The sequence below is a fragment of the Streptomyces sp. NPDC056734 genome (assembly GCF_042790455.1).
Taxonomy (GTDB): Bacteria; Actinomycetota; Actinomycetes; order Streptomycetales; family Streptomycetaceae; genus Streptomyces.
In genome coordinates this window covers 174,989-186,924 of record NZ_JBHTZD010000010.1, presented here as the reverse complement: position 1 = coordinate 186,924, position 11,936 = coordinate 174,989, and the positions used below count along the sequence as shown (strand labels likewise).

Sequence of the window (11,936 nt, the reverse complement as noted above, 5' to 3'; positions counted from 1 at the left end):
GGACTCAGCCGACGTCGGCGTTGCGGGCGAACGTCACCAGTCCGGCGAACGCTCCCGAGGAGAGTATGAGGACCGGGCTGCCAGCGTGCTTGCTGTCGCGCACAGGCACAACACCAGCGGCGGACGCGTACCCGGGGGCCCACTCGACGCAGTTACCCCCCTGCTGGCTGTACGACGACTTGGCCCACTGGGCTGCTGTCAGGTCAGCTTTCATGTTGGAGATCCTTCCGCTGGCGCCGATGAGGCCGCAGGATACGGGCCCTAGCGCGGGTCGCTCCCGACCCTGGAACGCGGGAACCCCGCCCGGCGTGGTGACCGGACGGGGTTCTAGGGAACAGAGGGACTCAGCCGACGTCGGCGTTGCGGGCGAACGTCACCAGTCCGGCGAACGCTCCGGTCGAGAGCATCAGGACCGGACCGTCAGCGCGCTTGCTGTCCCGGACGGGGACGACGCCGGTGGCGGTCACGTTTTCGGGGGCCCACTCGATGCACTGGCCCCCGCCACCGCTGTAGGAAGACTTGACCCAGTTGAGAGGCTCGCTCATCACAAGGTGCCCTTTCGTACCTGATCAATCATGGCTACGGAACCCGCCTGCGGAAGCGCGTGCTTCTGCATTTGATGGTAGGCCGTCAAGAGTGGCAACACGGAACTGGTTTCCCGGTCCAGGTGCCCCCGGGTGGCGGACTCCGCGTAGGACATGAGAGATCGGTCGGGCAGGGTCAGCACGGTTATCGGCAGGCTGAACGGACGACGAACGCCCATGGAGAAGTCCGCGACTTGAAGGGTGGCGTTCGGCTGTTCGGCGAACGCGATCAGCCGCGCCATCTGGGCCTCCATCACGGAGGTGTTCCCGACCGGTCGTCGGATGCAGCCTTCGTCCAGCACGATGTGGACCAACGGCGGGGGGTTGCGAGCGATCATCGCTTGCCGTTCTGCCAGGAACGAGACCCGCTCCTGCGCTTGGTCCGTGGTGATCGCTCCCCGCTCGACATGTCCTGCCTCGATCGCCGCGGCGTAGGCCGGGGTCTGAAGCAGTCCAGGGACGACACCCACTTCGTACACCCTGATCTCTGCCGCCCGGCCCTCGTAGCCCACGTACTCGGGGAACCCCTCCAGCAGGCTTCCGTGGTGGATCTCGCGCCAGGCACGTTCGAATGTGTCCGCTGCACCTTCGAGGCCGAACACCGCGTCCGCACTGCGCGAAAAACGCAAACTAGGCATCTTGCGACCAGTTTCCACGGCTGAGATATGTCCGCAGGAGTACTTCATCAGGGCGGACAGATCTTCCTGCTTCCAGCCGTGTGCCACACGTGCACTGCGTAAACGCGCGCCGAAGGCCGCCTGTGGAGAAGCGTCGGGGTTCAACTCCTTGCGGTTCAACCGGGACTCCCAACTTTTCTTGCTGCATTGCCACGTTGATCGGCTCTCGACTCTAGCCCACGCTGGCTCCACCCGGTAGTGGAACCGCTACGGAGAGGAGTGGTCCGCGTGGACAACAGCGATGTGGGCGAAGTGGGCACCCTGCCAAGGGTGTTGGGCTCGTGGGTTCGGGACGCGGTGAGGCGTGTGCGTCTGGTCTTCGGTCGGCGGTCGCGGTCGTTACCGCCGGAGGCATGGGACGGCGCGCTGCACGCAGGGCCGTACCTCCCGGTGTCCGAGGCGGCGCTGGAGCGGGAGCGGCAGCGGATCCGGGACTGGCAGGAGCAGGAGCGGCAGCGCTTGCTCGGGCTGGGGCTTGTCCTGGCGCTTCAGTGGCGGGCCGCTGACGGGCCGGTCGGTCCCATGTGCGGGGACGTCTCCACGCCCCGGGCTATGCCGGGAGGTGCGGCGTGGTCTCGCTGATCAAACAACCCCGGCCCCGGCCCCGGGTGTGTGGCGCCACCGCCATGATGCCCGTCGGTCTGATCGCGGCCATGTTCGCCTCGATCCACGACTCCAGCACCCCCGGCAACGTACGGCCGGTGCTCCGCTGCCAACTCCAAGAGCACTCCGGCGGACGCCACCACGACCTCGTCTGGGAACTGGACGACGCCGGTCAGGGCGAGGTGTGGGCCCAGTGGACGGACGGCCACCGCCCCGACACGTTCCTGGTCGTGCCCGACTGCAACACCCTGTCCGGTCCGACCCCCAAGGACGAGGCGTGCATCCTGTACGCCGGTCACCCCGGATGCCACACCTGGCAGTACACCGACCCCGAACACGAAGCCATCGAAAACAGCCCCGAGTTCCAGCGGGCCCTCTCCGACGTCCTCACGGCTGTCATCCAGCGCACCCCGGACGGCGAGGCCACCCGGTGAACGCCGGTACCCCGCCCGCCCCGGGCACCTCCCACCTGACCATCGAGACCTACCGGGTCCGGCCGGACGGTGAGCGCGTCGATCACACCCGGCGGCGGACCTACCGACCCGGCCCCGGCCCCCTCACCCTCGCCGACACCCTCCGCTGGCCCCCCTGCCACTGCCCCCGCTGCCGCACCGGCCACGCACCCCCCGGCACCCGGTAGCCGAACACCCCTCCGTCCGGACGAAGTACGGGAAATCCCGGGCGGAGGGTGCACACGCCCCCGGACCCGACCACGCGGGGCTAAACCGTCTCCCCCGGATACCGCACCCCCACCCCCTCCCGGACCCTGTCCAGCGTCCGCATCACCGCGAGGGTGCCCTCCAGGGGGACCATTGGGGACTCCCGCTCCCCGGCCCGCAGCGCGCGCATCACCTCGCGGGCCTCGTGTTTGAGGGTGCCCCGCGCGCCGTCGGCGGGGGCCGGTGTGAACTCCTCGGGGTCGCGGCCCGCGCGGTGGAGCACGAAGCGCTCGGGGTTGAAGAAGCCGCCGGGGACGTCGATGCGGCCCAGCGCGCCCGTGACCGACGCGTTCGTGCCGGTGGCGCCGACCAGGGAGCAGTGCAGCGCGGCCAGCGCCCCGCCGTCCCAGGTCAGTACCGCGCCCGTCTGGAGGTCCACGCCCTCGTCGGAGAGGACCGCGCTCGCCGTGACACCGTCCGGCTCGCCGAGCAGCAGGTGCGCGAAGGACACCGGGTACACGCCGAGGTCCAGCAGCGCGCCGCCGCCCTGGGCCGGGTCGCGCAGCCGGTGTGCGGGCGGGAAGGGGCCGGCCAGCCCGAAGTCGGCGTGCACCGAGCGCACCTCACCGACCGCCCCGTCGTCCACCAGCGCCTTCAGCCGCCGGATGAGCGGATTGCAGTACATCCACATGGCCTCCATCAGGAAGCGGTCGTGCTCGCGCGCCAGCGCGACCAGTTCCCAGGCCTCGCGCGCGTTCAGGGTGAACGCCTTCTCGCACAGCACGTTCCGCCCGGCCGCCAGGCACAGCCCGGCCGCCGCCCGGTGCGCCGCGTGCGGGGTGGCGACGTACACCACGTCGACGTCCTCGTCGGCGGCGAGCGCGCCCCAGTCGCCGTACGCCCGCGGGATGCCGAACCGTTCCGCGAACGCCTTCGCGGACCGAGTGGAGCGCGAGGCGACCGCCACCACCTCCGCGTCGGGGAGATCCACCAGGTCCGCCGTGAAGGACGCGGCGATCCCACCGGTCGCCAGAATCCCCCACCGCACGCCGTCAGCCGTCATCGCCGCCCGTCCTCACTCCCGCTCGCCCCGATCACATCCGGAAATCCCTACGAAGCGAAATCCCTACGAAGCTTCGCACGCTGTTCGAGCTGAGAGCATAGGGACGGGACGTCACACCCAGGGAGGGGAATCACCATGCCCGAAAGCCGGGCACATCCACCGGATCTCATACCGGCGACCGCGCCCGACCCGCGGTCGCCCGTCCGTGCCGCACGCCGTACCGGACTGCTGGTCACCCTGATCCTCGGCGGACTCACCGCCACGCCCCCGCTGGCCATGGACATGTACCTCCCGGCCCTCCCGGAGGTCACCCACGCGCTGCACGCGTCCGCCGCGACCGTGCAGCTCACCCTCACCGCCTGTCTGGCCGGCATGGCGTTCGGGCAGTTGGTCGTCGGCCCGATGAGCGACCGCTGGGGCCGCCGCCGCCCGCTCCTCATCGGCCTCGCGGTGTACGTCCTGGCGACGGCCCTGTGCGCGGTGGCGCCCAATGTGGAGACCCTCGTCGCCTTCCGGCTGGCCCAGGGACTCGCGGGCGCCGCCGGGATCGTCATCGCGCGGGCCGTCGTACGCGATCTGTACGACGGGGTGGAGATGGCCCGCTTCTTCTCCACCCTGATGCTGATCTCCGGCGTCGCCCCGATCATCGCCCCGCTGATCGGTGCGCAGGTCCTGCGGGCGACGGACTGGCGGGGCGTCTTCGTCGTCCTCGCGGTCGTCGGGGTGCTGCTCGCGCTGATCGTCTGGGCCGGACTGCCGGAGACCCTGCCGCCCGCCGGGCGGCACGCGGGCGGCGTCGGCGAGGCGCTGCGCGCGATGCGCACACTGCTCACCGACCTGCCCTTCACCGGCTACATGCTGACCGGCGGCTTCGCCTTCGCGTCGCTGTTCGCGTACGTCGCGGCCTCGCCGTTCGTGGTCCAGGAGATCTACGGCGCCTCCCCGCAGACCTACGGCCTGCTGTTCGGCGTGAACTCCATCGGCCTGGTGATCTGCGGGCAGATCAACGGACGGATCCTGATCGGTCGGGTGTCGCTGGAGCGGGTGCTGGGCGTGGGCCTCGGCATCGTCGTCCTGTCGTCGGCCGCGCTGCTGCTGATGACGACCGGCGTGTTCGGCGAGGTGGGGCTGGTGCCGGTCTCCGTCGGCCTGTTCGTGCTGATGTCGGCCATGGGCCTCGCGCTGCCCAACGCGCAGACCCTCGCCCTGACCCGCGTCAAGCACGCCGCCGGGTCCGCCTCAGCGCTGCTGGGTACGTCGTCCTTCCTCATCGGCGCGATCGCCTCGCCGCTGGTCGGGGTGGCCGGTGAGGACACCGCCGTCCCGATGGCCGTCGTCCAGTTGGCGGCAGCCCTGCTGGCGGTGGGCGCGTTCGCGGGTATGTGCGGCCCATGGAACCGCCGGGCACGCACGAGGCACGTGCGGGAGGAGAGCTGAGCGCACAGCGACTGCGCGACGGCACCCCCGAGCGGGCCGGGCTCGACCCGGGCGAACTCGCCCGGCTCGTGACCGAGGTACGCGCCCTGACCCGGGGCGAGCACCCCTGGGCACCCGGCGCGGTCGTGGTCGCCGGGCGCGGCCCCGTGGTCGCGGTACGGGAGGCCGCGGGCCTCGCGGTCCGCTACCGGGCGTACGACCCGAGGACGGGCACCGGCGTCGAACTCCCGCCGGACCGGCGGGTCCCCATGACCGTCGACACCCCCTTCGACGTGGCGTCCCTCACCAAGCTGTGCACCGCCGTCGCGGCCGTCCAGCAGATGGAACGGGGCACCCTCGGCGTCGACGCCCGGGTCGGCGCCTACCTCCCGGAGTTCCGGGCGGTCGCCCGGCGCGGGGTGACCGTGCGCCAGCTCCTCACCCACACTTCCGGGCTGCGCCCCGAGGCCCCCCTGTACGACTGCGCCGACGCCGCCGCCCGCCAGGCCCTGCTGCGCGCCGAGGTCCCGATGGGCGCGCCCGGCGTGTACCGCTACTCCGACCTCAACATGCTGCTCCTCCAGCAGATCCTGGAACGCGTCTCCGGCCACGGCCTCGCCACCCTTGTCCGGGACGGGATCACCCGCCCGCTCGGCATGACCGCCACCGGCTTCGGCCCCCGCCCCGGCGCGGCGGCCACCGAGGACCAGCGCCGCCCCTGGGCCAAGGCCGACCGGGGCATGCTGCGCGGCGAGGTCCACGACGAGAACGCCTGGGCGCTGGGCGGCGTCGCCGGTCACGCGGGCCTCTTCTCCACCGCCCGCGACCTCGCCATCCTGTCCCGCACCCTCCTCGCGGGCGGCGCGTACGGCCCCGCCCGCATCCTCGGCCCCGAGTTCGTCGCCCTCCTGCTCACCCCGCCCGGCCTCGGCTTCGCTTTCGACCAGCCCTGGTTCATGGGCGAACTCTCCGGCCACGGCGCCGCCGGTCACACCGGCTTCACCGGTACGTCCCTGGTCCTGGACCCGGCGACGGACACGTTCCTGATCCTCCTGGCCAACACCGTCCACCCCGTCCGCAGACCACCCGACAGCCGCCCGAGAGCGGCGGCGGGGACCCGGCTGGCTCGCGCTGTGCGGGGTGGATGAGGGGGCTCCTCCCGGACAGGAGCGGCGACGGGCGTCAGTGCTGGATCAGGCCCCCGACCGGGACCCCGGCGACATGGCCGGTCGCCGGGCGGCTCCGGGCCAGGGCCAGGCCGATGTCCACCAGCGACGACCGGCGCAGGCGGGCGACATCGGGGACCGGCGTCCAGACCGACTCGGCGATGTCGCCGTCCGGCTCGGGTCTCAGATGGCCGCCGGTGATCCGGACCTGGTAGAAGACGCCGACGTTCTGATGGTCGGGCAGGCCGGGCACCGCTCGCTCGGCCGCCGGGATCACCCGGGAGTCCACGCCCAGCAGACGTTCGACCACCGCGTCGCAGCCGGTCTCCTCGGCGACCTCCCGGATCACCGCGTCGAACGGGTCCTCCCCCTGCTCGACCCGGCCGCCCGGCAGCGTCCAGGTGCTCTCCCCCTTCGGCGGCACATGACGGGCGACCAGCACCCGCCCGCCCTCGACACACACGGCGTACGCCGCCAGCCGCACACTCATCCCCGCTCCCGCCACCGGTCCCCGCCACCATCCTCCGCCTGAGAGAATCGCACGGTGAATGCCCCCGAATCCGCCGCCGACTCCCTCCGCGCCGCGCTTGCCGGGCTGCTCGACGGGTTGCCGTCCAGGCAGGCCGCACAGGCAGTCGAGCGGCTGATCACCATGTACCGGGGGCGCACCCCGACCGACGCGCCGGTGCTGCGGGACCGGGCGGACGTGGCGGCCTACGCGGCCTACCGGATGCCGGCGACCTTCGCGGCGGTCAGCGCGGCCCTCGCGGCGTTCGCCGATGCCGTGCCCGGCTGGGCACCCCGTACGCATGTCGATGTGGGCGGCGGGACCGGCGCCGCGACCTGGGCGGTGAGCGCGACCTGGGACGGGACCCGGCCGGTCACCGTGCTGGACTGGGCCGAGCCCGCGCTGGCCCTCGGCCGGGAGCTGGCCGCCGCCCGCCCGGAGCTGCGCGACGCCCGCTGGCAGCGGGCCCGGATCGGGGCCGGGCCCGGTATCGAGGCCGCCGATCTGGTCACCGTCTCCTACGTGCTCGGCGAGCTGACCGAGGGCACCCGCGCCGGGCTGCTCGACGCCGCCGCCAGCGCCGCGCAGGCCGTGGTCGTCGTGGAACCCGGCACCCCCGACGGCTACACCCGCGTCCTCGCCGCCCGCGAACAGCTGATCGCGGCCGGGTTCCGGATCGCCGCGCCCTGTCCGCACAGCGCCGGATGCCCGATCGTGCCCGGCAGCGACTGGTGCCACTTCGCGGCCCGGGTCAGCCGCTCCTCCCTGCACCGCCAGGTCAAGGGCGGCTCACTGCCGTACGAGGACGAGAAGTTCTCCTACGTCGCCGCCACCCGCTTCCCCTTCACCCCGGCCCCCGCCCGCGTCGTGCGCAAGCCGCAGATCCGCAAGGGCCAGGTCCTGCTGGACCTCTGCGAGGCCGACGAACAGCTCCGCCGCACGACGGTGACCAAGCGCCACGGCGACCTCTACAAGGCCGCGCGGGACGCCGCTTGGGGCGATGCCTGGCCGCCGCCGTGCGACGAGGGGTAGCGCCCGGGAGACATGACAGGCTGCCGGGGCCATGACCGAACGGGTCGCCCAGGCGGCGATCGGCGCCACCGGTCACAACCCCCGCAAGGCCCTGGTCGCCCTGCGCTCCCTGGGCCCCGCCACCGAGCGGGCCTCCTGAGGCCGCCGGGGCCCGCCATCAGACAGGCACCGGCGTGACAGCCGTCGCCGCCGTCAGCCGTCCGCTCCGATGCAGCCCGTACAGCGCCGCCGCGCACCCCGCCCCGACCCCGCTCAGCACCAGCCACGGCAGTGCGGGCAGCCCGGCCGAGCGGGCCGCGTCCAGGGCGGCGCCCGTGGCGAGGTTCCCGGCGGTGATACCGATGCCGCACACGGTGTTGTAGAGGCCGTAGTGGGTGGCGACCAGCCGGTCCCCGGACAGCCGGACGATGGTGTCCATCTCGAACGGGTACGCGATCATCGTGCCGATCGCCAGCAGCAGCGCGGCCAGCGTCGGCGGCACCGCCGCGAGCAGCCACCGCCCGGCCCCCGGTCCCGGCACCGGCACGGCGGTGGCGAGCAGCAGCGGCAGGAAGGCAAGCCCCATCACCGCCGGCCCCCGCACGAGCGCCGCGCCGGGCGCGTACCGGGCCGCGCACCAGGCCGTCACCCTGGTCTGCCCGGCGATCGTGGCCAGCCCGGAGACGGCGAACAGCACCGCCACGGCCACCGTCCCGCCGGGCCCGTCCCCGCCGAGCCGCCGCACCTCCAGCGGCAGCGCGAGATAGACCTGGAAGGTCAGGACGTACGAGCCGGTCATCGCGGCGGCGAAGAGAAGGAAGGGCCGGTTGGCGAGGATCCCCCGCCACTGCGCGAGGACGCCCTCGGGCCCGCTCTCCTTCGCCGCTCCCCGGCGGGCGGGCAGCGCGCGGATCTGTACGGCGCTCAGCACCGCGAACACCGCCGCCGACACCAGGCAGGTGACCCGGAAACCGACGCCCGTCAGCACCATCCCGACCAGCGGGCCGAGCAGAATGCCCGCCTGGTAGAAGACGTTGAACAGGGCGAACGCCTCCACCCTGCGCTCTCCCGCCCCGGCCGCCAGATACGCCCGTACCGCCGGGTTGAACAGCGCCCCGGCCAGCCCGGTCGCCGCCGACGCGGCGAGCAGCGCGGGCAGCGAGTCGACCAGGCCGAGCGTGGCGAATCCGGCGGTCCGCAGCAGGCATCCGGCGACGATCAGCGGCTTGTACCCGAACCGGTCGGCGAGCGTCCCGCCGACCAGGAACATCCCCTGCTGGCTGAAGTTGCGCACCCCGAGCACGAGTCCGACGATCCAGCCCGCCAGGCCGAGGGTGCCGGAGAGATGGGCGGCCAGGTAGGGCATCAGCATGTAGAAGCCGAGGTTGATGGTGAACTGGTTCACCATCAGCAGCCGCACCGCGCGGTCGTGGGAACGGAACTGCCGGAGCGGGTCCCTCACCGGCCCGCCTCTCCCGCCCCGGGGGCGGCGGCCGTCCCCTCGGTCCCCTCCAGGGTGAGCGGATCGACCACCGCCGTGCAGCGCGTCCAGCGGGTGACCTCCTTCTCGCCGAGGCTGCCGATCAGTTCCGGTTCGGGCGCGGGCGGGGTGTCCAGCAGTCCGTGGGCGGCGCAGTAGTCGTCGTCGTAGACGGTGCTCAGATAGCGCTGCGGGCCGTCCGGGAAGACGGCCGCGATCCGGGTGTGCGCGGGCCTGGTGCGGGCCAGCCAGCCCGCCACCAGCGCGACCGCGCCGACGCTCCAGCCGCCGGTGGCGTAGTGCGCGGCGGCCAGCCTGCGGCAGCTCCACACGGCCTCGTGCGGGGCGACCCAGTGCACCTCGGCGAACTGCTCGTAGGCCACATTGCGCGGGTGGATGCTGGAGCCGAGGCCGCGCATCAGGCGGGGGCGGGCGGGCTGCCCGAAGAGGGTCGAGCCGGTGGTGTCCACGCCGACGACACTCAGCTCCGGGTGGAGCTGGCGCAGGACGCGCGCGACGCCCGCGGAGTGCCCGCCGGTGCCGACGCTGCACACCAGGACATCGATGTGGCCGATCCCGGCGGCGAGTTCGAGGGCCAGCGGGGTGTAGGCGGCGACGTTGTCGGGGTTGCCGTACTGGTCCGGGCACCAGGAGCCGGGGTGCCGGGCCAGCAGATGGGCGACGCGCTCGCGGCGGGCCTGCTGCCAGCCGCCCGTGGGGTGCGGGTCGGGCACGATGTCGACCTGGGCGCCGTACGCCGTCAGCAGCCGGGTCATGGAGGGCTCCAGGCCCGGGTCGGTGACGAGGGTGACGGGATGGCCGTACACCGTCCCGGCCAGGGCCAGGCCGAGGCCGAGGGTGCCGCTGGTGGACTCGATGATCCGGGCGCCGGGCCGCAACTCCCCCCGGGCGCGCGCCCGCTCCACCATGTACAGCGCGGGCCGGTCCTTGATGCCGCCGGGGTTGAACCCCTCCAGCTTGGCCCAGAACCCGCGCCCGGCCGGGTCGGGCGGCTCCGGCACCCACAGCAGCGGGGTGTTGCCCACCAGCCCGGACAGGGCCGACCGGCCCGGGAGGAGGGTGGTCGTGGTCGATGACTGCATGCCTGTGTCTTCGCTCTCGCTCGGTCGATGACGACGGTCGCCTGTGCGGTGTCATCTCGCGCCCCATGACGGCGGTTTGCGGCGGCTCGCCGCAACGGCGGCGTACGGCAGCGGGCAGCACGGATCGCCGTGCTGGTACGGGTACGGGTACGGGTACCGGTGCTCGTGTTGCTGCCGGTGCCGGTCATGGGTGCGCGGCGGCCGGGGGGTGGTCCGGCCGCGGGCGAGGGGCTAGATCCGCCAGCGCGAGGTGCGGGCGAGCGCCGTACGGCCCCGGCACCGCCCGCGGGCCGCCCGCCGGTGCCGGGGCGGTACGAGGGCGGCGGCCCCGGCGTCGCCGAGCAGCGCGAGGGCCAGCGCGCCGAAGGGCGGGCCCTCCGGGGACTGTTCGGTGGTGCGGACGGTGATGTCCGCGGCGCAGTGGTCGGCGTCGTGCGGGGTGTGCGGCGGGTGCGGGAGTTCGCCGGAGGGCGACGCCGAGGCGGCGGCGGGGACGGGAGGCGCCGCGTGCGCGCTGTCGTCGGGGAGCGTGTGCAGGACGGAACAGAGCGCGAGGGCCAGGACGAGCACGGCGCGGATTCCCGCCACCAGAGCCGCCCGAGCCGTCACCATGGCGCGATCCTAGCCCGCTGTGCACGGACGACTACCGAGCGTCCTCACAGTAACGGAAAGTCATACAATCACTCTTAGTCGTGAAAAGATTACCGACTGTCGCCGGGGGCACCTACGAGAAAGAGGAACTCGGGGTCTCGGGAAGGGGGTTGGTCGTCCGTGTTATTACGTCGGGTGGCCTACCCCGTGCTGCTGCTGACGACCGTCGCCACGGCCGTCGCGGTGCTTTCCTGGGACCTCGACCGCGCGCTCACGACCACGGTCTTCCAGTACGGCGTCATCGGCTACCTCGTGCTCCTGGAGCGACTCATCCCCTATGACCGCTCCTGGCACCCCAGCCGCGTCGAATGGGGCTGGTACGGCGTCTATTACGTGCTGACCGCACTCGGCAGCGTGACCGCGCAGTTCCTGGTGGTCGCGCTCGTCGGCGTCCTGTCACCGGCCCGCCCCGCGCTGCCGCTGGCCGCCGAGATCCCGCTCGCCCTGCTGGTGGGCTCGCTCGCCAGCTACTCGGTGCACCGCCTCGGCCACACCAACCGCTGGCTGTGGCGGCTGCACGGCGTCCACCACGTGCCGGAGAAGGTCAATGTCGCCAACAACGGCGTCAATCACGTCGTGGACGTGCTGGTCGCCCAGACCGGTGTGCAGCTGGCGCTGAGCCTGCTCGGGTTCTCGCAGGACGCCGTGTCCGCGGTCGGCCTCTTCGTCATCACCCAGGGCTACTTCATCCACGCCAACATCGATGTGCGCCTGGGCCGCCTCAACCACGTCCTGGCCGGGCCGGAACAGCACCGGCTGCACCACAGCACGGACCTGTCGGAGGCCGGCCACTACGGCTCGGACCTGGCGGTCTGGGACCGAATATTCGGCAGCTACACCTGGCATCCGGACCGGAAGCCGCGCGCCGTGGGTCTGAGCGACCCCGAGTCCTTCCCCAGGACCGAGGCCGTCCTCGCCAGTCACGTCCAGGCCTGGCGAGGCCCCGCGAGCTGACGCCGCGCCACGCCGGAGCCCGCTGACCGGCTCCGGACCCGCGGCTCACCCGGGATCCGCC

Annotated in this window: 14 protein-coding genes; 6 read left to right on the top strand and 8 right to left on the bottom strand. The window is 72.8% G+C overall.

Annotated elements, in window-relative coordinates; translation table 11 throughout:
- Positions 1-4: 4 nt before the first annotated feature.
- From ACFRFC_RS17560 to ACFRFC_RS17550, 3 genes are all read right to left on the bottom strand, one after another.
- A complete protein-coding gene (locus tag ACFRFC_RS17560; protein ID WP_382686170.1) occupies positions 5-214 on the bottom strand; it encodes a DUF397 domain-containing protein in 210 nt (69 codons plus the stop codon).
- Positions 215-344: 130 nt separating this feature from the next.
- Positions 345-545: a DUF397 domain-containing protein gene (locus ACFRFC_RS17555; RefSeq protein ID WP_382686168.1), complete on the bottom strand. Its 201-nt coding sequence runs from the start codon at positions 543-545 to the stop codon at positions 345-347.
- Positions 545-1,381: a Scr1 family TA system antitoxin-like transcriptional regulator gene (locus tag ACFRFC_RS17550; protein WP_382686167.1), complete on the bottom strand. Its 837-nt coding sequence runs from the start codon at positions 1,379-1,381 to the stop codon at positions 545-547. Before ACFRFC_RS17550 ends, ACFRFC_RS17555 begins: the two co-directional genes overlap by 1 nt.
- A 449-nt stretch (positions 1,382-1,830) precedes the next feature.
- On the opposite strand from ACFRFC_RS17550, the gene ACFRFC_RS17545 reads away from it, so the two are divergent.
- The gene (locus tag ACFRFC_RS17545) at positions 1,831-2,298 is read left to right on the top strand and encodes a hypothetical protein (protein ID WP_382686164.1); all 468 of its coding nucleotides are present in this window, start codon (positions 1,831-1,833) and stop codon (positions 2,296-2,298) included.
- Positions 2,295-2,504, top strand: a complete 210-nt coding sequence (locus tag ACFRFC_RS17540; protein WP_382686161.1) for a hypothetical protein — start codon at positions 2,295-2,297, stop codon at positions 2,502-2,504. Before ACFRFC_RS17545 ends, ACFRFC_RS17540 begins: the two co-directional genes overlap by 4 nt.
- A gap of 80 nt (positions 2,505-2,584) precedes the next feature.
- Here ACFRFC_RS17540 and ACFRFC_RS17535 read toward each other — a convergent pair whose 3' ends face one another.
- Positions 2,585-3,586, bottom strand: a complete 1,002-nt coding sequence (locus tag ACFRFC_RS17535) for a Gfo/Idh/MocA family protein (RefSeq protein ID WP_382686158.1) — start codon at positions 3,584-3,586, stop codon at positions 2,585-2,587.
- Positions 3,587-3,721: 135 nt separating this feature from the next.
- Here ACFRFC_RS17535 and ACFRFC_RS17530 point away from each other — a divergent pair, with 135 nt between their 5' ends.
- Positions 3,722-5,023: a multidrug effflux MFS transporter gene (locus ACFRFC_RS17530; RefSeq protein ID WP_382686156.1), complete on the top strand. Its 1,302-nt coding sequence runs from the start codon at positions 3,722-3,724 to the stop codon at positions 5,021-5,023.
- Positions 4,978-6,150 carry a serine hydrolase domain-containing protein gene (locus ACFRFC_RS17525; protein WP_382686153.1) on the top strand — a complete coding sequence of 391 codons (1,173 nt, stop codon included), beginning with the start codon at positions 4,978-4,980 and terminating at the stop codon, positions 6,148-6,150. The genes ACFRFC_RS17530 and ACFRFC_RS17525 overlap by 46 nt, the downstream gene beginning before the upstream one ends.
- 34 nt (positions 6,151-6,184) lie before the next feature.
- Here the strand turns inward: ACFRFC_RS17525 and ACFRFC_RS17520 are convergent, their stop codons facing one another.
- Positions 6,185-6,658, bottom strand: a complete 474-nt coding sequence (locus ACFRFC_RS17520) for an NUDIX hydrolase (RefSeq protein ID WP_382686151.1) — start codon at positions 6,656-6,658, stop codon at positions 6,185-6,187.
- Positions 6,659-6,712: 54 nt separating this feature from the next.
- Here ACFRFC_RS17520 and ACFRFC_RS17515 point away from each other — a divergent pair, with 54 nt between their 5' ends.
- The gene (locus tag ACFRFC_RS17515; protein WP_382686148.1) at positions 6,713-7,708 is read left to right on the top strand and encodes a small ribosomal subunit Rsm22 family protein; all 996 of its coding nucleotides are present in this window, start codon (positions 6,713-6,715) and stop codon (positions 7,706-7,708) included.
- Between the two features lie 157 nt (positions 7,709-7,865).
- Here the strand turns inward: ACFRFC_RS17515 and ACFRFC_RS17510 are convergent, their stop codons facing one another.
- The 3 genes from ACFRFC_RS17510 to ACFRFC_RS17500 form a co-directional block, all read right to left on the bottom strand.
- Positions 7,866-9,149, bottom strand: coding sequence for an MFS transporter (locus ACFRFC_RS17510; protein WP_382686145.1), 1,284 nt, complete (start codon positions 9,147-9,149; stop codon positions 7,866-7,868).
- Complete coding sequence (locus tag ACFRFC_RS17505) at positions 9,146-10,270, bottom strand: PLP-dependent cysteine synthase family protein (protein ID WP_382686143.1); 1,125 nt, start codon at positions 10,268-10,270, stop codon at positions 9,146-9,148. Before ACFRFC_RS17505 ends, ACFRFC_RS17510 begins: the two co-directional genes overlap by 4 nt.
- Positions 10,271-10,501: 231 nt before the next feature.
- Positions 10,502-10,882: a hypothetical protein gene (locus ACFRFC_RS17500; RefSeq protein WP_382686140.1), complete on the bottom strand. Its 381-nt coding sequence runs from the start codon at positions 10,880-10,882 to the stop codon at positions 10,502-10,504.
- 174 nt (positions 10,883-11,056) lie between these two features.
- Here ACFRFC_RS17500 and ACFRFC_RS17495 point away from each other — a divergent pair, with 174 nt between their 5' ends.
- Positions 11,057-11,875, top strand: coding sequence for a sterol desaturase family protein (locus ACFRFC_RS17495; RefSeq protein ID WP_382686138.1), 819 nt, complete (start codon positions 11,057-11,059; stop codon positions 11,873-11,875).
- Positions 11,876-11,936 lie beyond the last annotated feature (61 nt).